We start from the raw sequence: 22054 nt of genomic DNA, 5'->3' as shown, positions 1-22054 counted from the left end.
TTTCCTCGGTGCTTTCCGGCCTTTCGGCCTTCCGGCTTTGTCGACTTTATCAGATCCCTCAGTCACCTTCGGGGGCTGATGCCCAGTCAACCGGGCTTGTCCTCCCGGCCCTTGGGCCGTTCCGACGAGTGAGACTTTAGCGGATTCTCGGCTCCCGAGCTAATCGGGGGCTTCGTTCCTACATTCCGAAAATACGCACACCAATAAACACGACGATGTGGCGCCGATTATCGGTGGGTACCTGCGGAGTGGCTGCCCGGGGACCGACCGGAGTCGGCGCTCACGTCGGGCAACCCGGAGAACACTACGGATCGGTCCGGTACGTGTCAACTCGGCCCCGCGCCCCTTGCATCGGGTCCCGGTGGGCGTACCCTCGATGCCATGACTTCGCGTACGTGCAACCAGCTGTGGTGGGCCGCCTGACGGCGGCCGGACTCACGTATGCGCTCAACGGCCGCCGCCTCGGCGGCCGTTCTCGTATCTCCCTCCGGATCTCCGAGGGGCGGCCGGCCGAAGGCGGCGGCCCCGACCAGGAGGTGGAGTGAGATGACACGGGTCTTCAGCGGGGTCAAGCCGACCGGACACCTGACGCTGGGAAACTACTTGGGGGCCATCCAGCGGTGGGTGGACGTCGACCAGCACCGGGCGGACGCGCTCTTCTGCGTCGTCGATCTGCATGCCTTGACCGTGGACCACGATCCGGCGCGGGTGCGCAGGCTCAGTCGGCAGGCGGCGACGCTGTTGCTGGCGGCCGGGCTCGAGCCGGAGCGGTGCACCTTGTTCGTGCAGAGCCACGTAGACGAGCATGCGCGGCTGTCGTACCTGCTGGAGTGCGTGGCCACCGACGGCGAGATGCGGCGCATGATCCAGTACAAGGAGAAGGCCGCGCGCGAGCGGGCGCGGGGTGGGAGCGTACGGCTGTCCCTGCTGACGTATCCCGTGCTGATGGCCGCGGACATCCTGGCGTACGCAACGGACGAGGTGCCGGTCGGGGACGACCAGACGCAGCACGTGGAGCTGGCGCGGGATCTGGCCGTGCGGTTCAACCAGCGCTACGGGCACACGTTCGTGGTGCCCCGGGCGACGCCTCCAAAGATCGCGACCCGCGTCATGAACCTTCAGGACCCGATGTCGAAGATGGGCAAGTCCGATGACTCCGGTCCTGGGATCGTCTATCTGCTCGACGAGCCGGACGTCGTACGGAAGAAGGTCATGCGTGCGGTGACCGACAGCGGGGCGGACGTCGTCTACGACCCGGAGGCGCGACCCGGCGTGGCCAATCTCCTGGAGATCCTCGCCGCCTGCTCCGGGGGTGATCCCGAGGAGTTGAGCGGCGCGTACACGTCGTACGGCGCCCTGAAGAAGGACACCGCGGAGGCCGTGGTCGAGCTGCTGAGGCCGGTGCAGGAGCGGCATCGGGAGTTGTGCGCCGATCCCGCGCATGTGGAGGACGTGCTGCGCGACGGTGCGGAGCGGGCGCGGGCGGTGGCCCGGCCGACCGTGGATGCCGCCTATCGCGCGATCGGCCTGCTGCCGGCGGCTTCCGGGGTGCGGGAACCCGTGGTGAACGCGGCTCGGTAGAGCGCGCGATCCCGGGCATGGGGAGGGTCGGCGTCACTGAGGGGGGCGGGTTCGCGCGCGTGGTGACCACGGAGGAGGACGTGCGCGGGGCGGGGTGACCCGCACCCGCCCCCGGGGGACGTCAGTTGTTGCCGGAGGCCAGTTCGCGGCTGCGGTCGCGGGCGGCTTCCAGGGCGGCGATGAGGGCGGCCCGTACGCCGTGGTTCTCGAGTTCGCGGATGGCGTTGATGGTGGTTCCCGCGGGCGAGGTGACGTTCTCGCGGAGCTTGACCGGGTGCTCGCCGCTGTCGCGGAGCATCACCGCCGCGCCGATCGCGGACTGGACGATGAGGTCGTGGGCCTTGTCACGGGGCAGGCCGAGCAGGATGCCGGCGTCGGTCATGGCCTCGACCAGGTAGAAGAAGTACGCCGGGCCCGAGCCGGACAGCGCGGTGCAGGCGTCCTGCTGGGACTCGGGGACACGGAGGGTCTTGCCGACGGCGCCGAAGATCTCCTCGGTGTGGGCCAGGTGGTCGGCGGTGGCGTGGGTGCCGGCGGAGATGACGGACATGGCCTCGTCGACGAGGGCGGGGGTGTTCGTCATGACGCGGACGACGGGGGTGCCGACGGCGAGGCGGGCCTCGAAGAAGGAGGTGGGGATGCCGGCGGCCCCACTGATGACCAGACGGTCGGCGGGAACGTGGGGTGCGAGTTCGTCCAGGAGCGTGCCCATGTCCTGGGGCTTGACCGTGAGGATGAGCGTGTCGGCGGACTTCGCGGCCTCGGGGTTGGTGACCGGGGTGACGCCGTAGCGGGCGCGGAGCTCTTCGGCCCGCTCCGGGCGGCGGGCGGTCACCAGGAGGTCGGCGGGGGCCCAGCCGGCTCGGATCATTCCGCTGAGCAGGGCTTCGCCGATCTTGCCGGTACCGAGGACTGCGACTTTCTGGGTCATGGTGGTGGGGCCCTCCGGGGTGCGTCGTCCTTCGGTCATCCTCGCACCGGGGAGGGTGCGCTCGGCGGGGTGTCCGGTGGGCGGGACGGTGGCTGTGCGTGCCGTGCCGCGCCGCCCCGGGCACGACTGCCCGCGGCTAGTGCCGCCGGGCCACGATCAGTAGCACGTCGTAGACCTCCTCGACACGGCCGTCCGGGAAGGTCTTGAGGAGGTGGTCCCGCTCCTCGGCGAGGAAGGCCCTGGCGCGTTCCTCGCCGCCGACCAGGAAGATCGAGTGGCTGCCGATGTTGGCGAGGTGGGTGTCGACGGGGACCGTACGGCTCCAGCGGACGACGTGGCGGGCGTGGGCGGGGATCTCGGGGGCGCCTTCGAAGGCGAGTTCGGTACGGGTGGTGCCGCCGGCGCCGTTCTTGGTGGCCTTCTCGGTGCCGAAGAAGCGTTTGATGCGGTCCGCCTGCTCGGTGATCCAGGGGACGTCCTGGGCGTCCATGTTCCACCACAGTGCGAGCGCGCCGCCCGGCCGCAGGACGCGCAGGGCCTCGGGGACCGAGCGGGCCGGGTCGGTCCAGTGCCAGGACTGGGCGTAGGTGAGGACGTCGATGGAGGCGGTGGCGAGCGGGAGGGCGTTGCCGTCGCCGCGCAGGAGCGGGACGTCGGGGAGGGTGCGGCGGAACTGGTCGGCCATGCCGGCGCCGGGCTCCACGGCGAGTACGTGCGCGCCGCGTGCCTTGAGCAGGGTGGTGGCGATACCGGTGCCGGCGCCGATGTCGGCCACGCGGGCGCCGGCGAGGGGGCGGTCGGCGAGGTCTTCGAGAGCGTCGAAGAGGGCGGGCGGGTAGGAGGGCCGGTTCGCGGCGTACTGGGCGGCGGCCGCGTTGAAGGAGTGGGCGCGGGCGGCTCGGGAGGGCGCGGTCATACGCCCATGGTGGCCGGGAGGCGGCGGCCGGGGCAGCGGGTTTACGCGGCGTTGGGCGAGGCCCGGGTCAGGAACGGCGCCGACGGGAGGGGTTGCCGGTGCGGCGCGAGGTGCGCTTCTCGTGGGCGGCGCGGGCCTGGTCGTACTCCTCGCGGTGGAGTTTCTCGCCGGGGGCCTCGGTCAGGGAGCGGAAGAAGTAGGCGAGGAGGGAGCCGACGAAGCCGATGGTGAGGAGGCCGCGCAGGGAGGACTGGCGCTCGGGGTCGGGGCGCTTGGTGAAGGCTCCCCAGGTGTGGCCGAACGCGAGTGCGCTGCACACGGCGAACATGACCACGACCAGGAACGTCACCGGTGCGCCGACGTCGGCGATGCTCAGGCCCTGGTAGGCGAAGCGCAGGACGAGGCAGGAGATCGCCGCGGCGGCGAGGGAGCCGACGGACACGGCGATACGGCGGACCGTGTAGCCGCCGTCGTGATCCACCCAGGTGGTGCCGAAGAAGCGGATCGGTTCGGGGCGGGGGCCGCCCTTGGGGGTGTCCGGAGTGCCGTTGTCGTCGCTCACGCGTCGATTATCACTCCGGCGGTGGGCGGGCCCCCGCGGCGGGACGGTCAGCCGCAGCGCGGGGCTACGTAGCCGTCGCTGCCGGTGTTCACATACGCGTCGGAGACGTACTCGCCGCTGTCGATGTTGTCCCATATGTTGCTCGTGCCATACGGACCGGTCACCGTCGTGCCCGGCGTCTGGCAGTAGATCGGCACCTTGGCACCCTCGGGCAGGACCCGGACGATGGTGTAGCCGGTGCCGGGGCCGCTGCGGACGTTGAGCCGGACTCCCGGGGCGACCGAGTAGTAGCGCAGAGCCATCGCCGTGACGGCCTGCTGCTCGGTGTCGCGCTCGGCGTCTTCCACGTGGTCGACAGACATGGACATCCTCCCCCTCGAGCCCCATGACTGTCATGGGGTCCGTTGATTCCCTCGTGTCACACCTTCAAACACACATGTATGACGCGCACGCGGAGGCTGGCAAGCCGCCTCGGTCTCGTACGAGTCATCGACTAGGCTCCGTGCGTCGCGCGCGCGGACGAACAGCACGGGGGTGGTCCATGACGCCACAGCGCAACACCGGAGCGGGCGCGGAAGCGGAACTTCCCGAGTACGCCGGTAACTACCGTCTGGACTCCTGCCTGGGCTCCGGCGGCATGGGCGTGGTGCACCTGGCCCGCAGCGCCTCCGGGATGAAGCTGGCGGTGAAGGTCGTCCACGCCGAGTACGCCAAGGACCCCGAGTTCAGGGGCCGTTTCCGGCAGGAGGTGGCCGCGGCCCGGAGGGTGAGCGGTGCCTTCACGGCGCCCGTCGTCGACGCCGACCCGGAGGCCGAACGGCCCTGGATGGCCACGCTCTTCATCCCCGGACCGACCCTGTCCGACCATGTGAAGCGGAACGGGCCCATGGTCCCGGCCCAGTTGCGCCGGCTGATGGCCGGGCTCGCGGAGGCGCTGCGCGACATCCATCGGGCCGGGGTCGTGCACCGGGACCTGAAGCCGAGCAACGTGCTGCTCGCCGAGGACGGCCCCAAGGTCATCGACTTCGGCATCTCCCGGCCGACGGACAGCGAACTGCACACCGAGACGGGCAAGTTGATCGGCACGCCGCCCTTCATGGCGCCCGAGCAGTTCCGGCGGCCGAGGGAGGTCGGCCCGGCCGCCGACGTCTTCGCGCTCGGGTCCGTGATGGTGCACGCGGCCACCGGGCGGGGGCCGTTCGACTCGGACAGTCCGTACATCGTGGCCTACCAGGTGGTGCACGACGAACCGGAGCTGGCCGGCGTACCGGAGGATCTGGCGCCGCTCGTGCTGCGGTGCCTCGCCAAGGAACCCGAGGACCGGCCCACACCGGACGAACTGATGCGGGAACTGCGGTCGGTGGCGGCCTCGTACGACACCCAGCCGTTCATACAGGCGCAGCGGGCGGGCGACAGCGACGTACCGAAGTCCCCGGCCGGCCCCGAGAAGCCGCGGCCGCGGCTGAGGGGGCGGCTGCGCAAGCGGACGGCCCTGGCCGCCGGGGCGCTCGGTCTGGTGGCCGTCGGCGCGTTCGCCTCGATTCCCCTGCTGGGAGACGGCGGGCCACGGCGGGCCACCACCCGGTCGGCCCCGGCGGACGGATTCCACCAGTGGCAGACGCCTCCGGTTTCCGGGGGCACCAGTGCGCCCCACTGTTCTTACGGGGCGGGGAAGCTGCTGTGCGCACGGTCAGGGCTCGTCTATGCCCTCGATCCGGCCGACGGCACGCTGCTGTGGAGGCACGGCGTCGCCACGGCGCTCAGGAGCGGGCCGCCGGCCCTGTCGGGCGGCCTGGTGCAGCCGCTGCTGGGCGAGGGACGGCGTATGGAGGCGTTGGACCCCGTTTCGGGCAGGACTCGTTGGCAGCGCGGCGTCCCGTCGTACAACGGATTGCGGTCGGCCGGGGGCATGCTGCTGATCACCGGTAAGGACGGCACTGTCACCGGCGTCGACAGCGCATCGGGCGACACGAAATGGCACCGGCGGATCCCCGGCCAGAGCATGCCCCTGTTCAGCTCGTTCCCAGCAGACCCGGCGGCGTACGCGACGAGCGTCTCCGATGACGGGAGCATCACGCGCGTCACCGCGGTGGATCCGGTGACCGGCGACGTGCGGTGGGACGCCCGGCTCAGCGGGCAGCTCGAACCCTTCGCCTCCAAGGACGGCTCCCTCTTCTTCCTCTCCCTGGGCGCCTACGGGGAGACGAGAGCGGTCGTCCGCTACGCCCCCGGTTCCGGATCGGCGCGCCGCGTGTCCCTGACCATCGCGCTGGACGGCGCGCGCGCGACCGTGCACGGAACCGTCGTCTACCTCCTGGCGGCGGGCGGTGCGCTGAAGGCCGTGGACCTGGACACGCGGAAGGAACTGTGGCATCTGGAAACATCCGTGAGCCGCGGCTCGGCGCCCGTCGTGGCCGATGGGCAGGTGTACTTCACGGCGGCCGACGGGCGGCTCATAGCCGTCGACGCCCGTGACGGGAAGCTCACCGGTCAGACCCGGCCACGGCTGGGCCCGAGCTCGGACCGGGTCATGGCGGCGCTGCCCGAACCCCTGGTCGTCGACCACCACGTCTACGCCGCCGCCCCCGACGGCACCGTCTTCGCCGTCGACGGACGCGACCCGGCTCGCTGGTAGGACGCGAAAGGGCCGCCCGGCGGCGGGCGGCCCTTTGCGGCGTTCCTGGAGTGAGTCCTCAACGGCTCCTGGAGTGAGTCCTCAGCCCAGCTTCGTCACATCGCGCACCGCGCCCTTGTCCGCGCTCGTCGCCATCGCGGCGTACGCGCGCAGTGCCGCGGAGACCTTGCGGTCGCGGTTCGCGGGGGCGTAGACGCCGTTCAGCGCGGCACGGCGGGTGTCGAGCTCCTCGTCGGAGACCAGGAGCTCGATCGTGCGGTTCGGGATGTCGATGCGGATGCGGTCGCCGTCCCGCACCAGGGCGATCGTGCCGCCGGAGGCCGCCTCCGGTGACGCGTGACCGATCGACAGGCCCGATGTGCCGCCGGAGAAGCGGCCGTCCGTGATCAGCGCGCAGGCCTTCCCCAGGCCGCGGCCCTTGAGGTACGAGGTCGGGTACAGCATCTCCTGCATGCCGGGGCCGCCCTTGGGGCCCTCGTAGCGGATGACGACGACGTCGCCCTCCTTGACCTGCTGGGTGAGGACCTTCTCGACGGCCTCCTCCTGCGACTCGCAGACGACCGCAGGGCCTTCGAAGGTCCAGATCGACTCGTCGACGCCCGCGGTCTTCACCACGCAGCCGTCCTCGGCCAGGTTGCCCTTGAGCACCGCCAGGCCGCCGTCCTTGGAGTACGCGTGCTCCGCGGAGCGGATGCAGCCGTTCTCGGCGTCCTCGTCGAGGGCCTCCCAGCGCTCCGACTGGGAGAAGGCCTCGGCCGAGCGGACGCAGCCGGGGGCCGCGTGCCACAGTTCCACGGCCTCCGGGGAGGGTGATCCGCCGCGGACGTCCCACGTCTTCAGCCAGTCCGCGAGGGACGGGCTGTGGACGGCGTGCACGTCCTCGTTCAGCAGGCCCGCGCGGTGCAGCTCGCCGAGGAGGGCGGGGATGCCGCCGGCGCGGTGCACGTCCTCCATGTAGTACGTGCGGTTCTTGGCGACGTTCGGGGCCACCTTCGCCAGGCACGGCACCCGGCGCGAGACCTGGTCGATCTCCTCCAGGCCGAAGGGGACGCCCGCCTCCTGGGCCGCCGCCAGCAGGTGCAGGATCGTGTTGGTGGAGCCGCCCATCGCGATGTCGAGGGCCATCGCGTTCTCGAAGGCGGAGAAGGTGGCGATGTTGCGCGGCAGGACCGTGTCGTCGTCCTGCTCGTAGTAGCGGCGGGTGAGGTCCATGACCGTGCGGGCCGCGTCCACGTACAGCTGCTTGCGGGCGGTGTGGGTGGCGAGGACCGAACCGTTGCCGGGGAGAGAGAGGCCGATCGCCTCGGTGAGGCAGTTCATCGAGTTGGCGGTGAACATGCCGGAACAGGAGCCGCAGGTCGGGCAGGCGTTCTCCTCGATGCGGAGGATGTCCTCGTCGGAGACCTTGTCGTTCACGGCGTCGGAGATCGCGTCGACCAGGTCCAGGGTGCGGACGGTGCCGTCGACCAGGGTGGCCCGGCCGGACTCCATCGGGCCGCCGGAGACGAAGACCGTCGGGATGTTCAGGCGCAGGGCGGCCATCAGCATGCCCGGGGTGATCTTGTCGCAGTTGGAGATGCAGACCAGGGCGTCGGCGCAGTGGGCCTCCACCATGTACTCCACGCTGTCCGCGATCAGGTCGCGGGAGGGCAGGGAGTACAGCATGCCGCCGTGGCCCATGGCGATGCCGTCGTCCACCGCGATGGTGTTGAACTCGCGCGGGATGCCGCCGGCCTCCTGGATCGCCTCGCTGACGATCCGGCCGACCGGCTGGAGGTGGGTGTGGCCCGGGACGAACTCGGTGAAGGAGTTGGCGACGGCGATGATCGGCTTCCGTCCGATGTCCGCACCGGGTACACCGGAGGCGCGCATAAGGGCGCGGGCGCCCGCCATGTTGCGGCCGTGGGTGACTGTGCGGGACCTCAGCTCGGGCATCGTCGCTCGCTCCTTCGGAGAGTTCCACCAGGGAGCCTGGCGGAGTTCTGGCTCACGTCGAGCGTACGCCGGTGCTCCAAGGGACGGACACGATGTCCGGAATGCGGGACGTGTGTCTCAGGGCCGTCTTCGGTCCTCGGCCGGGCCGGAGCCCGCTCACCGGCCGGATACCCGCACCGCCGACGCCAGGTGCAGCCGGGTGAAGGCGAGGGCCTCCGCGAGGTCGGCCTCGCGCTCGGCGCCGGACATGGCGCGGCGGGTGTTGACCTCGATGACGACGTAGCCGTCGAAGCCGCCCAGAGCCAGCCGCTCCAGGACCTCGGCGCAGGGCTGTATCCCGCGGCCGGGGACGAGGTGCTCGTCCTTGTTGGAGCCGTTGCCGTCGGCGAGGTGGACGTGGCCGAGGCGGTCGCCCATGCGGTCGAGCATCTGCAGGGCGTCCGTGCGGGCCGTCGCGGCGTGACTGAGGTCGATCGTGAAGTGCCGGTAGTCGTCCTTCGTGACGTCCCAGTCGGGGGCGTACGCGAGCATCTCGCGGTCCCGGTAGCGCCACGGGTACATGTTTTCGACGGCGAACCGCACATCCGTCTCGTTCGCCATGCGCCAGATGCCGTCCACGAAGTCACGGGCGTACTGGCGCTGCCAGCGGAAGGGCGGATGGACCACGACGGTGCCGGCGCCGAGCTTCTCGGCGGCCGCACGGGCCCGCTGGAGCTTGACCCAGGGGTCGGTGGACCACACCCGCTGTGTGATCAGCAGACAGGGGGCGTGGACGGCCAGAATGGGGATCTGGTGGTAGTCGCTGAGCCGACGCAGCGCCTCGATGTCCTGGCTGACCGGGTCGGTCCACACCATGACCTCGACCCCGTCGTACCCGAGGCGCGCGGCGATCTCGAAGGCCGTCGCCGTCGACTCCGGGTAGACGGAGGCCGTCGACAGCGCGACCTTCGCATCCGGGATGCGCACCGCTGGTTCTGCCACGAGGGACAGGGTACGGGGTGCCTCCGGCGGTTGGGCCGGGAGTGGGGGGTGGGGGTGGCCGAGGTCACTAGGGGGTGCCTTGCGGGTCAGCTCGGCGTCACGAGCCGTGGCCCCTCGCGACCGCGCGGCGGATCGGCAGCGGTCACAGTCCCGCGCCCTTGTGGGGGCACCCACTGCTCACACCGGGCCGATGTGGAGATCCGCTGCTCACACCGAGCCCATGCGGTGGGACCCCCGGCTCACACCGAGCCCATGCGGTGGGACCCCCGGCTCACACCGAGCCCATGTGGTCCAGCCTCCGCAGGATCACTCCCTCCCGCAGTGCCCAGGGGCATATCTCCAGCGCCTCCACGCCGAACAGGTCCATCGCCGCCTCCGCGACCAGCGCCCCGGCCACCAGCTGGCCGGCACGGCCGTCGGAGACACCCGGGAGCTCCGAGCGCTGCACGGCCGTCATCCCGGCGAGCTGGGGCACCCAGCCCTCCAGTGACTCCCGCTTCAGTTCGCGCTGGACGTACAGGCCGTCGGCGGAGCGGGCCGCCCCGGCGAGGCGGGCGAGCTGCTTGAACGTCTTGGAGGTGGCGACGACGTGGTCGGGCGGCCCGAAGCGGCTGAACTCGCCGACCGTTCGGGCGATCTCGGTCCGTACGTGGCGGCGCAGCGCCCTGACGTCCTCGGGGTCGGGCGGGTCGCCGGGCAGCCAGGCGGCGGTCAGCCGGCCGGCGCCCAGCGGCAGGGACACCGCCGCGTCGGGTTCCTCGTCGATGCCGTAGGCGATCTCCAGGGAGCCGCCGCCGATGTCGAGGACGAGGAGTTTGCCCGCGGACCAGCCGAACCAGCGGCGGGCGGCGAGGAAGGTCAGCCGGGCCTCCTCCTCGCCGGTCAGCACCTGCAGCCGGACGCCCGTGGCGTCCTCGACCCGGGCCAGGACGTCGTCGGCGTTGCCGGCCTCGCGCACCGCGGAGGTGGCGAACGGCAGCAGGTCCTCGACGCCCTTGTCCTCGGCGGCCTGGAGGGCGTCCCGGACGACGGCGATCAGCCTGTCCACGCCCTCCTGGCCGATGGCTCCGTCGCCGTCCAGGAGTTCGGCGAGCCGCAGCTCCGCCTTGTGCGAGTGCGCGGGCAGGGGGCGCGCGCCGGGGTGGGCGTCCACTACCAGCAGATGCACCGTGTTCGAACCCACGTCGAGGACACCGAGTCTCATGTACGGAACGCTACTGCCAGTGCGGGGATCTGCCGTCCCCGAAGCGGTCCGGGGCCACTTACTCTGGAGGCGTGCCAAAGACGAAAAAGGCGAAGACCGACAAATCCTCCACGGGGCCGAAGGATTCTTCGCAGGCGAAGGCGTCCCCGTCGAAGAAGGCCCTGAAGATGGCGAGGAAAGCGCTGAAGGCGAGTGACGAGAAGGGGCTCGACTTCGCGCGCGCGTGGGTGGAGTTTCCGGATCCGGCCGACGACGAACAGGTCTTCCGCTGCGATCTGACATGGCTGACCTCGCGCTGGAACTGCATCTTCGGAAGCGGCTGCCAGGGCATCCAGGCGGGCCGCGCGGACGACGGGTGCTGCACTCTGGGGGCGCACTTCTCGGACGAGGACGACGAGAAGCGGGTGGCCGAGCACGTGGCACGGCTCACCCCGGAGATCTGGCAGCACCATGACGTGGGCATGGAGACGGGCTGGGTCGTGGAGGACGACGAGGGGTCCCGGCAGACCCGCCCGTACCAGGGCTCGTGCATCTTCCAGAACCGGCCCGGGTTCGCGGGCGGCGCGGGCTGCTCGCTGCACATCCTCGCCCTCAGGGAGGGCCGCGAGCCGCTGGAGACCAAGCCGGACGTGTGCTGGCAGCTGCCGATCCGGCGCACGTACGAGTGGATCGACCGGCCCGACGACACCCGGGTGCTGCAGGTGTCGATCGGTGAGTACGACCGCCGGGGCTGGGGTCCGGGCGGCCACGACCTGCACTGGTGGTGCACGTCGGCGACGTCGGCGCACGGCGCGGGCGACCCGGTGTACGTCTCCTATCGGGCGGAGCTGACCGAGCTGATGGGCAAGGCGGGGTACGACCGCCTGGCCGAGCTGTGCGAGCAGCGCCTGGCGTCGCAGCTGCCGCTGGTGGCACCGCACCCCGCGGATCCCGTGGCCTGACGGTACGGACAAGGCGGCCTACGAGGCCGGGCTCGGGGCGCCGCTGTCGGTGGGCGGCGGGCTCGAGGCCGGCGGGTCGGAGGGCGACGGGCCGGACGTCGGCGGGTCGGTCGGGGTCGGGTCGCCGGGGGTGGGGTCCGAGCCGGGCGGCGGACCGGTCGGTGAGGGGTCGGACGGGACGGTCCGGGTGGGGGTGGGGCGCGGCTCGGACGGGCCCGCCGCGCCGTGGCCGTCGATCGAGACGACGGCGCCCGCCGGGGCCACCGCCACCTGCGCGTGCCACGGGCCGGAGGGCTCACGGAGGTGGTCGACGTAGACGCGGATCGTGGACGACGCGCCGGGGTCGAGCGTGCCCGAGGACTGGCTCATGTACAGCCAGGAGGCGCCCGACGTCGCGGACCAGTGGACCGGTGAGCTGCCGGACGCGGTGAGGGTGATCAGGGTGGTGGTGCCGTCGTTGCGGGCCGTCACCGCCAGGCGCCCCTCGCCCGGGGCGCCCGTCGACACGCCGATGACCTCGACGGAGACGTCGGGTGTGCGGCCGTCCTTGCCGGGGAGGCGGGCGCCGGGCCTCGCACTGGCGTTGCCCGCGTTCTCGTACCCGCCCGCGCCCTCGCCGCCGAGCGGCGCCGTGCCCTGCACCTCGCGCGCGGTGGCGGGGCGGCCGTCGGCGGCCTCACCGGTGAGGGGGCCGCGGTAGGCGGCCCACAGGGCGAACACCGGGGCGGCGACCACGGTGGCGACGACGGTGGTGGTGACGGCACGCGCGCGGAGGCGGTCGCGGCGGGCCGCGTGGTCCTTCGGGTCCATGGGGAAGCCGCGCCGGTCGAAGCGGGGGGCACCGCCACGCGCGCGTGCGGCGCGCGTCATCGAGGTGTGCAGGGCCGCGCGCGGGGCCTGAAGTACGGGCAGCGCGGCGGGGGTGACGCTGGTGCCGGGCCAGGTGCCGGGAACGGCGCGCTCGGCGGTACGACGGCAGCGCGGGCAGTCGTCGACGTGGCGGACGAGTTCGCGGCGCAGGGCGGCGCTGAGGACGAGCCGGTGGTCGCCGGTGAGACGGGCGACGCCCGGACAGGTGCCGGTCTCGACGACGGCGAGGGCGGCGCGGGTGCGCTCCACCTCGCAGGCGGCGGCGGCCAGCAGCTCCCGGGTGGCGGTGGGGTCCAGGCCGAGCACGGCGGCGACCTCACGGGGGGCGAGCTGGTGGCGTACCGCGAGTTCGAGCGCCTCGCGCTGCTCGGGGGTGGTGCCGGCGGCCTCCGGCCAGGCGAGCTGGGCGAGCTCGCGGCGGCGCCGCTCCTGGGTCTCGTCGGCAGGCTCGGGGGTGGTGCCGAGGGCCGCGGCGGCGCGCCGGTCGGCGGCTTCCTTGTGCGCGCCGAGGTCACGGCCGCGCCCGGCCCTGCGGTGGCGCCGGGCCTCGGCGAGGCGGCGCAGGCAGGACCAGCGGGCGAGGGCGTAGAGCCAGGCGCGGTGGTCGTCGTGGGACCGCGGGCCGCGGGTGCCGCGGCGCTCGGCGAGCGCCAGGGCGTCCGCGAGGGCCTCGGTCGCCGCGTCGTGGTCGCACAGCACGGACAGGCAGTAGGTGAACAGTCCGTCCACGTAGGGGTCGTAGCGCGCGGGCAGGCGCTGCGCCGGGGTGCGGGGGGTCGCGCCACGGGGCGCGCTTCCCCGCTGCCGCGCGTCGTTGCGCGCCGGGTGTGCGCCGGCGGCGTGCGTCGAGATCTCCGGCCTGCTGCTCATCACCCGTGCGACCGTAGGCGGCGATGACCGGCACCTTCTTCCCCCTTGAGCACTTTTACTCCGTACGGGTGAAACGATCCCTCATAAGGGGACAGGAACGATGTATTCCGCAGCTTGGGGGGCGCGCAGGGCAGCGGGGCGCCGGGGTGTAGGACCGCCCTGCCGAAGCTCCCCTCCCGGCTGCCGTGCGACCGGTTGTCAGTGGCCCCCGCTACGGTTTCGACCATGGCTGCCCGTACGAAGACCTCCAAGGACCGGCCGTCCTACCGCTGCACCGAGTGCGGCTGGCAGACGGCCAAGTGGCTCGGCCGCTGCCCCGAGTGCCAGGCCTGGGGGACGATCGAGGAGTACGGCGCGCCCGCCGTGCGGACGACGACACCGGGACGGGTGACCACCTCCGCCCTGCCGATCGGCCAGGTCGACGGGCGGCAGGCCACCGCCCGCCCCACCGGCGTGCCCGAGCTGGACCGCGTCCTCGGCGGCGGACTCGTGCCGGGCGCGGTCGTGCTGCTGGCGGGCGAACCCGGCGTCGGCAAGTCCACGCTGCTGCTCGACGTCGCGGCGAAGGCGGCGAGCGACGAGCACCGCACGCTGTATGTCACCGGCGAGGAGTCCGCGAGCCAGGTGCGGCTGCGCGCCGACCGCATCGGAGCCATCCACGACCACCTCTACCTGGCGGCGGAGACGGACCTCGCGGCCGTCCTCGGCCACCTCGACGCGGTCAAGCCGTCCCTGCTCGTGCTCGACTCGGTCCAGACCGTCGCCTCCCCGGAGATCGACGGCGCGCCCGGCGGCATGGCCCAGGTGCGCGAGGTCGCCGGGGCCCTGATCCGCGCCTCCAAGGAGCGCGGCATGGCCACGCTCCTGGTGGGCCACGTCACCAAGGACGGCGCGATCGCGGGTCCGCGCCTGCTGGAACACCTGGTGGACGTCGTCCTGCACTTCGAGGGCGACCGGCACGCACGCCTGCGCCTGGTCCGGGGCGTCAAGAACCGCTACGGCGCCACGGACGAGGTCGGCTGCTTCGAGCTCCACGACGAGGGCATCACGGGCCTCGCGGACCCCAGCGGCCTGTTCCTGACCCGCCGCGACGAGCCGGTCCCCGGCACCTGCCTCACCGTCACCCTGGAAGGCCGCCGCCCCCTGGTGGCCGAGGTGCAGGCACTGACCGTCGACTCGCAGATCCCCTCCCCGCGGCGCACCACGTCCGGCCTGGAGACCTCCCGCGTCTCGATGATGCTCGCCGTGCTGGAGCAGCGCGGCCGGATCAGCGCCCTGGGCAAGCGGGACATCTACTCCGCGACCGTCGGCGGGGTGAAGCTCTCCGAGCCGGCCGCCGACCTGGCGGTCGCACTCGCGCTGGCGAGCGCCGCGAGCGACACCCCGCTGCCCAAGAACCTGGTGGCGATCGGCGAGGTCGGCCTCGCCGGAGAGGTCAGACGGGTCACGGGCGTCCAGCGCCGCCTGGCCGAGGCCCACCGCCTGGGCTTCACCCACGCCCTCGTACCGGCCGATCCCGGGAGGATCCCGCCCGGGATGAAGGTGCTGGAAGTGGCGGACGTGGGGGACGCGCTGCGGGTCCTGCCCCGCTCCCGTCGGCGAGAGGCCCCGCGGGAGGAGGAGGACCGCCGGTAGACTTTGCCCTGGTCTCGCCCGTCCGTACGAACCGAGTGTGCGACACGGGAGCGCCCCAGAACCTGCGACCGGAGGAGTGCAGTGGCAGCCAACGACCGGGCAGCAGCTCCCGGAAAGTCCGGTGGGAGTGCCGGTTCCGATCGCCTGATGCGCGCCTCACTGAGCGCCGTGGCTCCTGGCACGCCCCTGCGTGACGGACTGGAGCGCGTCCTCCGCGGCAACACCGGCGGTCTCATCGTGCTCGGCTCGGACAAGACCGTCGAGGCGATGTGCACGGGCGGTTTCGTCCTGGACGTGGAGTTCACGGCCACCCGGCTGCGGGAGCTGTGCAAGCTGGACGGCGGCCTGGTGCTCTCCTCGGACCTGTCGAAGATCCTGAGAGCCGGCGTGCAGTTCGTCCCGGACCCCACGATCCCGACGGAGGAGACGGGCACCCGGCACCGCACGGCGGACCGGGTGAGCAAGCAGGTCGGCTTCCCGGTGGTCTCGGTCTCCCAGTCGATGCGCCTGATCGCGCTGTACGTCGACGGGCAGCGCCGGGTCCTGGAGGACTCGGCGGCGATCCTGTCCCGCGCCAACCAGGCCCTGGCCACCCTGGAGCGGTACAAGCTCCGCCTGGACGAGGTGGCCGGGACGCTGTCCGCGCTGGAGATCGAGGACCTGGTGACGGTCCGGGACGTCTCCGCGGTGGCGCAGCGGCTGGAGATGGTGCGCCGCATCGCCACCGAGATCGCGGAGTACGTGGTCGAGCTGGGCACGGACGGCCGCCTCCTCGCCCTCCAGCTCGACGAGTTGATCGCAGGCGTGGAGCCCGAGCGCGAACTGGTGGTCCGCGACTACGTGCCGGAACCGACCGCGAAGCGTTCCCGCACGGTCGAGGAGGCGCTGGCCGAGCTGGACGCGCTGAGCCACGCGGAGCTCCTGGAGATGTCCACGGTCGCCAAGGCGCTGGGTTACACCGGCTCCCCCGAGGCGCTCGACTCCGGGGTGTCCCCGCGCGGCTTCCGCCTGCTGGCGAAGGTCCCGCGGCTGCCCGGCGCGATCATCGACCGCCTGGTGGAGCACTTCGGCGGCCTCCAGAAACTGCTCGCGGCCAGCGTGGACGACCTGCAGACGGTGGACGGCGTGGGCGAGGCCCGGGCACGGAGCGTACGCGAGGGCCTGTCGCGGCTGGCGGAGTCCTCGATCCTCGAACGGTACGTCTGACCGACGGCTGAGCCGGGGCCGGGGCACTGTGCCGCGCACGGCACCCGGCGGTCGGGGTTGCCGTACTCGCGGGCCGGGGCCCGCCACGCCCAGCTCGTCCCGAGGACAGGCGCTAGTCCTTCGCCAGCACGAACGACGTCTGGGCCTTCGGGAAGCCGGGGACCTTCGCCTCGACCAGGTAGGTGCCCGCCGGCGCGGAACCCGCCGGGGGTGTCGCGCAATTCGGCGCGCTGTGCTTGCGGTCCCACTTCACGGTGTAGGTGACCTGCTCGTTCGCGGGCACCCGGAACAGCGCACCGCCCGAGCCGCCGGGGCAGTCCGCCGAGGTCCAGAAGGCGCTGCCGCCCCCCGCCTGAGTGATCGTCAGCACCGCGTACTTGGGGCCGAGGTCGACCTTGCAGTCGCCGCCCGAGGTGTTCTTGGCGATCAGCTGGAAGGTGGGGGTGTCCCCGGGCTCGTAGGTGTTGTGCAGGCTGCGCAGTGTCAACTGCACCGCGCCGGATGCGCAGTTGGGCAGCGTCGCCCCACCACCTGCGGGGAGCTGGTCGGCGGAGGAGGAAGTGCCGCCGCTGCCACCGACGTTGACCCCGTCGCCCGCGCCACCGGATCCGGCGCCGCCCGTCCCGCCGGAGGCCCCGGAGCCCGACGACCCGGAGGACCCGGAGCCGTCGCCACCGCCCGACTCGTCACGCCCGCCCGGGCGTTGGCTGATCGCGGGCCCCGTACCGGACGGGCCCGGCGTGATCGACGACGTGGGATGCTTGCCGTTCGAGCCGTCCGCCTTGTTCTTCCCGCCGCCGGAGGAGGAGGTGACCGCCCACACGACGAGCAGCACCAACAGGGCGACCACGGACAGCACTACGGCCCTCCGTCGCCAGTAGATGGAGGAGGGAAGCGGCCCAACCGGATTGCGCAGAGATCCCACGGCGCAAACTGTACGAGAGATCTCCCCCACACCTGGCCCCACCCGCCGCCCGGGCCACAACTTTTCCGGATCATCATCTCGGAGAACCGCGTCCGCCGAGCCGGCGAACTCTCCGGAGGGTGCCCTCACCCACGGACACCGAGCCCGACCGCCGGAGCCCACGAGAGGCCATCCCGGACAAAACCACCCCGAGCCGGTCCCCCACCCGACCACCCCCGGCATGGCAGGATCGACTACGCCATGACTGCACCCACCACCCCCGCCACCGCCACCGCCCCCGCCCCCGCCCAGACCGACGACACCCCCGGCTCCACCGCCACCGGCCAAGCCCCCGGCACGGCCCTGCACGGCCCGGTCATCGCCTGGTTCGAGCAGCACGCCCGTGATCTCCCGTGGCGGCGCCCGGAGGCCGGGCCCTGGGGCGTGATGGTCAGTGAGTTCATGCTGCAGCAGACGCCGGTCAACCGTGTTCTGCCCGTCTACGAGCAGTGGCTCGCCCGCTGGCCCCGCCCGGCCGACCTGGCCAAGGAACCCCCCGGCGAAGCGGTCCGCGCCTGGGGCCGCCTCGGCTACCCCCGCCGCGCCCTCCGCCTGCACGGCGCCGCGGTCGCCATAACGGAACGGCACGGCGGCGACGTCCCCACCGACCACGCCCAACTGCTCGCCCTGCCCGGCATCGGCGAGTACACGGCCGCCGCCGTCGCGTCGTTCGCGTACGGCCAGCGGCACCCGGTGCTCGACACCAATGTGCGCCGGGTCCTGGCCCGCGCGGTCACCGGCGTGCAGTACCCGCCCAACGCCACCACCGCCGCCGAGCGCAGGCTCGCCCGGGAGCTGCTGCCGGACGACGAGCGCACCGCCTCGCGCTGGGCCGCCGCCTCCATGGAACTCGGCGCGCTGATCTGCACGGCGAAGAACGAGAACTGTCACCGCTGCCCGATCGCCACGCAGTGCGCCTGGCGACTGGCCGGGAAGCCCGAGCACGACGGTCCGCCGCGCCGCGGGCAGACGTACGCGGGCACGGACCGTCAGGTGCGCGGCCGGCTGCTGGCCGTACTGCGGGAGGCCGTGGGCCCGGTACCGCAGTCGGTGCTCGACCGCGTCTGGGACGACCCGGTCCAGCGCGCCCGCGCACTGGACGGCCTGGTCTCCGACGGCCTGGTGGAGCCCCTCCCGGGCCGCCTCTACCGCCTGCCCCTCACCTGACCCGTCCGAGCGCCCCGTTCGCCGATTTCACAGCCGACCTTTGGTCCCGTCACAGCAACACCGGCGCCACATCACAGCCTCCGACCCCCTACCCACCTGACAAATCACCCCATACTCGCCCCAACTCCCGCCTGCCTTTACCCCGTTCCTACGCCTGTTACACAACCGACGGACAGCCGAGTGCTCTCCGCAGCCTGGAACGGACAACGCCGTGACAACTCGTCCGTAACTTCATATGCGTGCCGCCGACAGTGCGGCACCCGGGCTCGGGACGAGCCCGCTCGAAGTTGTGAGGAACCGGCCGGGCTGCGGGGCGCAGCCGGACCACAGGTCGGAAAACGGGGAACGGAGGCGGTTGGAATGGCGCACGGCGAGGTGCTCGAGTTCGAAGAGTACGTACGCACCCGGCAGGACGCGCTGCTGCGCAGCGCGCGCCGGCTGGTCCCCGACCCGACCGACGCCCAGGACCTGCTGCAGACCGCGCTGGTGCGCACGTACGGCCGCTGGGACGGCATCGCGGACAAGCGGCTGGCCGACGCCTACCTGCGCCGCGTCATGATCAACACGCGGACCGAGTGGTGGCGCTCGCGCAAACTGGAGGAGGTCCCCACCGAGCAGCTCCCGGACGCGTCGGTGGAGGACTCCACGGAGCAGCACGCCGCCCGTGCCCTGCTGATGGACGTCCTGAAGGTGCTCGCTCCCAAGCAGCGCAGCGTCGTCGTGCTGCGACACTGGGAGCAGATGTCCACGGAGGAGACGGCCGCCGCCCTCGGCATGTCGGCCGGTACGGTCAAGAGCACGCTGCACCGGGCGCTCGCCCGGCTCCGGGAGGAGCTGGAAGCCCGCGACCTGGACGCACGCGCGCTGGAGCGTGAGGAGCGGGAGCGTTGCGCCGCCTAGGTACGGGGGTCATACGGCTCAGCGGAGCCCTGAAGGCGGTGACGGCGGCGGTGGCCGCGGTCACCGCCCTCGGGCTTTTCGTCTCCGCCTGCGCCACGGGCGGCGCGGGCGCCCGGGACGAGGGCCCCGCGGGCAGCGACCCGGTCATCGCGGGTGCCGCCACGCCGTCGCCGTCGCCCACCACCAAGGAGCCCACGCGCGCCGAAGTGGTGAAGATCGTCAAGGACGACCCTCAGGTCGCCAAGGTGGTCAAGGAGGACCTGAAGCCCTGCGTGGCCGACGAGTACCCGGTCGACGTGTCCTACGGCGACCTCACCGGCGGCGATGTCGACGACATCGTGGTCAACGTGATGACGTGCGGTGACGCGGTCGGGATCGGCTCGTACGTGTACCGGATGAAGAACCACAGGTACCAGAATGTGTTCAAGGCCGAGGAGCCGCCGGTCTACGCGGAGATCGACCGCGGCGACCTGGTGGTGACCCAGCAGATGTACGAGAAGGGCGACCCGGTGTCGTACCCCTCCAGCGAGGAAGTGATCACCTTCGACTGGAGGACCAGCCACTTCACCGAGATATCCCGCACACGCAACGAGTACAGCAACGCCGTGGGCAACAGCGGCACCCCCGCCCCCGCCAAGAACTGACACCTGACCCCTACTGAGAGCAGCGGATGGCAGAGCAGACACACGTCCTGTTCGTCGAGGACGACGACGTCATCCGCGAGGCCACCCAGCTCGCGCTGGAGCGGGACGGCTTCGCGGTGACCGCCATGCCCGACGGCCTGTCGGGCCTGGAGGCGTTCCGCGCCCGCCGCCCCGACATCGCCCTGCTGGACGTGATGGTTCCGGGCCTGGACGGGGTCAGCCTGTGCCGGCGCATCCGCGACGAGTCGACCGTGCCGGTGATCATGTTGTCCGCGCGGGCCGACTCGATCGACGTGGTGCTCGGTCTGGAAGCGGGCGCCGACGACTACGTGACCAAGCCCTTCGACGGCGCCGTGCTGGTGGCGCGCATCCGTGCGGTGCTGCGCCGCTTCGGGCACGCGAGCGGCGCCGGCCGGGCGGCCGAGGACACCTCGCCCGGGGACGACGGGGTGCTCACCTTCGGTGACCTGGAGGTCGACACCGAGGGGATGGAGGTCCGGCGGGCCGGGCAGCCGGTGGCCCTGACGCCGACCGAGATGCGCCTGCTGCTCGAGTTCTCGTCGGCGCCCGGCACCGTACTGTCGCGCGACAAGCTGCTGGAGCGCGTGTGGGACTACGGCTGGGGCGGGGACACCCGTGTCGTCGACGTCCATGTGCAGCGGCTGCGCACCAAGATCGGCCAGGACCGGATCGAGACGGTCCGCGGTTTCGGCTACAAGTTGAAGGCGTGAGCGGGGACAGGAGCATGCGGGGGATCATCGGCCGCCTCGTACCCGAGGACGCGGCCATACGCACCGGTCTGAGATGGAAGCTCAGCGCGGCGATCGCCCTGGTCGGGGCGCTCGTCGCGATCGCGTTGAGCCTGGTCGTGCACAACGCGGCCCAGGTGTCGATGCTGAACAGCGCACGTGACCTCGCCTACGAGCGCATCCAGGTGGCGCAGCGGATGTACGAGTCCGGGCGCACCCAGACCTTCGGGACCAAGATCGACGATCCGGCCATCCCGCGGGACCTGCTGGAGAAGGTCATGCAGGGCAGGCGCGCCACCTTCGCGTCCTGGGACCGCAACGGGGTGCCGGACACCTGGGCCGCCGTACCGCTCAAGGACGGCCAGGTGCTGTCCCTGCACATCCGCACGGACCGCAGCGTCGGGGTGATCAAGGACCTCGACCAGGCCCTGATCATCGGTTCGATCGCGGTGGTCCTCGGGGGCTCCGCGCTCGGCGTGCTGATCGGCGGGCAGCTGTCGGGCCGGCTGCGCAAGGCGGCGGCCGCGGCGAACCGGGTCGCCAAGGGCGAGACGGACGTGCGCGTACGGGACGCGATCGGTGGTGTCGTACGCGACGAGACGGACGATCTGGCGCGGGCGGTGGACGCGATGGCGGACGCGTTGCAGCAGCGGCTCGAGGCGGAGCGGCGGGTGACGGCGGACATCGCGCACGAGCTGCGCACACCGGTCACGGGTCTGCTCACGGCGGCGGAGCTGCTGCCGCCGGGCCGCCCCACCGAACTGGTGTTGGACCGGGCGAAGGCGATGCGCACGCTCGTGGAGGACGTCCTGGAGGTGGCCCGTCTGGACGGCGCGTCCGAGCGGGCCGAGCTGCAGGACATCATGCTGGGTGAGTTCGTGACCCGGCGGGTGGCCGCGAAGGAGCCGGACGTCGCGGTCAGGGTGATCCACGAGTCGGCGGTCACCACGGACCCGCGCCGTCTGGAGCGGGTGCTGTTCAACCTGCTGGCGAACGCGGCCCGGCACGGCAAGCCGCCCATCGAGGTGTCCATCGAGGGCCGGGTGATCCGGATACGGGACCACGGGCCCGGCTTCCCCGAGGAGCTGCTGGCCGAGGGCCCGAGCCGGTTCCGTACGGGCCGGTCGGACCGCTCGGGCCAGGGCCATGGCCTGGGGCTGACGATCGCGGCGGGGCAGGCGCGGGTGCTGGGCGCCCGGCTGACGTTCCGCAACATCCGGGCGCCCGGGGTGCCGGAGCATGTGCCGGCCGAGGGGGCGGTGGCGGTGCTGTGGCTGCCGGAGCACGCACCGACGGACACGGGCAGCTTCCCGATGCTGCCGCTGTCGGGAAAGTAAGGAGCGGGACCGGGAGGCCGCAGGAC

Annotated in this window: 20 protein-coding genes; 11 read left to right on the top strand and 9 right to left on the bottom strand. The window is 72.2% G+C overall.

The annotated features are described in order from the left end of the window. Window positions 1-395: 395 nt before the first annotated feature. Window positions 396-545 carry a hypothetical protein gene (locus SY2F82_RS30875; RefSeq protein ID WP_200422434.1) on the top strand — a complete coding sequence of 50 codons (150 nt, stop codon included), beginning with the start codon at window positions 396-398 and terminating at the stop codon, window positions 543-545. Window position 546: 1 nt separating this feature from the next. After that, the gene (gene trpS / locus SY2F82_RS30870; RefSeq protein ID WP_200422433.1) at window positions 547-1581 is read left to right on the top strand and encodes a tryptophan--tRNA ligase; all 1035 of its coding nucleotides are present in this window, start codon (window positions 547-549) and stop codon (window positions 1579-1581) included. Window positions 1582-1702: 121 nt separating this feature from the next. Here trpS and proC read toward each other — a convergent pair whose 3' ends face one another. The 4 genes from proC to SY2F82_RS30850 all read right to left on the bottom strand — a co-directional run bounded on the left by proC (window position 1703) and on the right by SY2F82_RS30850 (window position 4352). Next, complete coding sequence (gene proC, locus SY2F82_RS30865; protein ID WP_200422469.1) at window positions 1703-2512, bottom strand: pyrroline-5-carboxylate reductase; 810 nt, start codon at window positions 2510-2512, stop codon at window positions 1703-1705. A gap of 136 nt (window positions 2513-2648) precedes the next feature. Continuing rightward, window positions 2649-3428 carry a class I SAM-dependent methyltransferase gene (locus tag SY2F82_RS30860; protein WP_200422432.1) on the bottom strand — a complete coding sequence of 260 codons (780 nt, stop codon included), beginning with the start codon at window positions 3426-3428 and terminating at the stop codon, window positions 2649-2651. Between the two features lie 67 nt (window positions 3429-3495). Then, the gene (locus SY2F82_RS30855) at window positions 3496-3990 is read right to left on the bottom strand and encodes an EamA/RhaT family transporter (protein WP_200422431.1); all 495 of its coding nucleotides are present in this window, start codon (window positions 3988-3990) and stop codon (window positions 3496-3498) included. A gap of 47 nt (window positions 3991-4037) precedes the next feature. After that, entirely contained in the window at window positions 4038-4352 is a 315-nt protein-coding gene (locus SY2F82_RS30850) for an SH3 domain-containing protein (RefSeq protein WP_200422430.1), read from the bottom strand. 179 nt (window positions 4353-4531) lie between these two features. On the opposite strand from SY2F82_RS30850, the gene SY2F82_RS30845 reads away from it, so the two are divergent. Then, entirely contained in the window at window positions 4532-6625 is a 2094-nt protein-coding gene (locus SY2F82_RS30845; RefSeq protein ID WP_200422429.1) for a serine/threonine-protein kinase, read from the top strand. A gap of 81 nt (window positions 6626-6706) precedes the next feature. On the opposite strand, the gene ilvD is transcribed toward SY2F82_RS30845, so the two are convergent. The 3 genes from ilvD to SY2F82_RS30830 form a co-directional block, all read right to left on the bottom strand. Continuing rightward, a complete protein-coding gene (gene ilvD, locus SY2F82_RS30840) occupies window positions 6707-8560 on the bottom strand; it encodes a dihydroxy-acid dehydratase (RefSeq protein WP_200422428.1) in 1854 nt (617 codons plus the stop codon). Between the two features lie 156 nt (window positions 8561-8716). Further along, window positions 8717-9541, bottom strand: coding sequence for a sugar phosphate isomerase/epimerase (locus tag SY2F82_RS30835; RefSeq protein WP_200422427.1), 825 nt, complete (start codon window positions 9539-9541; stop codon window positions 8717-8719). A 271-nt stretch (window positions 9542-9812) separates the two neighbouring features. After that, window positions 9813-10745, bottom strand: a complete 933-nt coding sequence (locus tag SY2F82_RS30830) for a Ppx/GppA phosphatase family protein (RefSeq protein WP_200422426.1) — start codon at window positions 10743-10745, stop codon at window positions 9813-9815. Between the two features lie 71 nt (window positions 10746-10816). Between SY2F82_RS30830 and SY2F82_RS30825 the strand changes: the two genes are divergently transcribed. After that, entirely contained in the window at window positions 10817-11686 is an 870-nt protein-coding gene (locus tag SY2F82_RS30825) for a hypothetical protein (RefSeq protein WP_200422425.1), read from the top strand. An 18-nt stretch (window positions 11687-11704) separates the two neighbouring features. Here SY2F82_RS30825 and SY2F82_RS30820 read toward each other — a convergent pair whose 3' ends face one another. Beyond that, on the bottom strand, window positions 11705-13426 hold the full coding sequence (locus SY2F82_RS30820; RefSeq protein WP_236041888.1) for a hypothetical protein: 1722 nt from the start codon (window positions 13424-13426) through the stop codon (window positions 11705-11707). 225 nt (window positions 13427-13651) lie between these two features. Here SY2F82_RS30820 and radA point away from each other — a divergent pair, with 225 nt between their 5' ends. Further along, window positions 13652-15061 carry a DNA repair protein RadA gene (gene radA / locus SY2F82_RS30815; RefSeq protein ID WP_200422423.1) on the top strand — a complete coding sequence of 470 codons (1410 nt, stop codon included), beginning with the start codon at window positions 13652-13654 and terminating at the stop codon, window positions 15059-15061. An 81-nt stretch (window positions 15062-15142) separates the two neighbouring features. Next, window positions 15143-16267, top strand: coding sequence for a DNA integrity scanning diadenylate cyclase DisA (disA, locus tag SY2F82_RS30810; protein ID WP_103842159.1), 1125 nt, complete (start codon window positions 15143-15145; stop codon window positions 16265-16267). 112 nt (window positions 16268-16379) lie between these two features. On the opposite strand, the gene SY2F82_RS30805 is transcribed toward disA, so the two are convergent. After that, window positions 16380-17192, bottom strand: a complete 813-nt coding sequence (locus SY2F82_RS30805) for a hypothetical protein (protein ID WP_200422422.1) — start codon at window positions 17190-17192, stop codon at window positions 16380-16382. Window positions 17193-17432: 240 nt separating this feature from the next. On the opposite strand from SY2F82_RS30805, the gene SY2F82_RS30800 reads away from it, so the two are divergent. The 5 genes from SY2F82_RS30800 (at window position 17433) to cseC (ending at window position 22028) form a co-directional block, all read left to right on the top strand. Then, window positions 17433-18398 carry an A/G-specific adenine glycosylase gene (locus SY2F82_RS30800; RefSeq protein ID WP_236041887.1) on the top strand — a complete coding sequence of 322 codons (966 nt, stop codon included), beginning with the start codon at window positions 17433-17435 and terminating at the stop codon, window positions 18396-18398. Between the two features lie 360 nt (window positions 18399-18758). Continuing rightward, window positions 18759-19298, top strand: coding sequence for a SigE family RNA polymerase sigma factor (locus SY2F82_RS30795; RefSeq protein ID WP_200422421.1), 540 nt, complete (start codon window positions 18759-18761; stop codon window positions 19296-19298). Then, complete coding sequence (locus tag SY2F82_RS30790) at window positions 19286-19942, top strand: hypothetical protein (protein ID WP_236041886.1); 657 nt, start codon at window positions 19286-19288, stop codon at window positions 19940-19942. The genes SY2F82_RS30795 and SY2F82_RS30790 overlap by 13 nt, the downstream gene beginning before the upstream one ends. A gap of 26 nt (window positions 19943-19968) precedes the next feature. After that, entirely contained in the window at window positions 19969-20673 is a 705-nt protein-coding gene (cseB, locus tag SY2F82_RS30785) for a two-component system response regulator CseB (protein WP_200422420.1), read from the top strand. Between the two features lie 14 nt (window positions 20674-20687). After that, on the top strand, window positions 20688-22028 hold the full coding sequence (cseC, locus tag SY2F82_RS30780; protein WP_200422419.1) for a two-component system sensor histidine kinase CseC: 1341 nt from the start codon (window positions 20688-20690) through the stop codon (window positions 22026-22028). The last annotated feature ends 26 nt before the right edge of the window (window positions 22029-22054 follow it).

Origin of the sequence: Streptomyces sp. Y2F8-2 (assembly GCF_014905555.1) — a bacterium.
GTDB lineage: Bacteria > Actinomycetota > Actinomycetes > Streptomycetales > Streptomycetaceae > Streptomyces > Streptomyces cynarae.
Note: the sequence above shows the minus strand (reverse complement) of the source record. Positions and strands in the feature narration are given on the sequence as shown.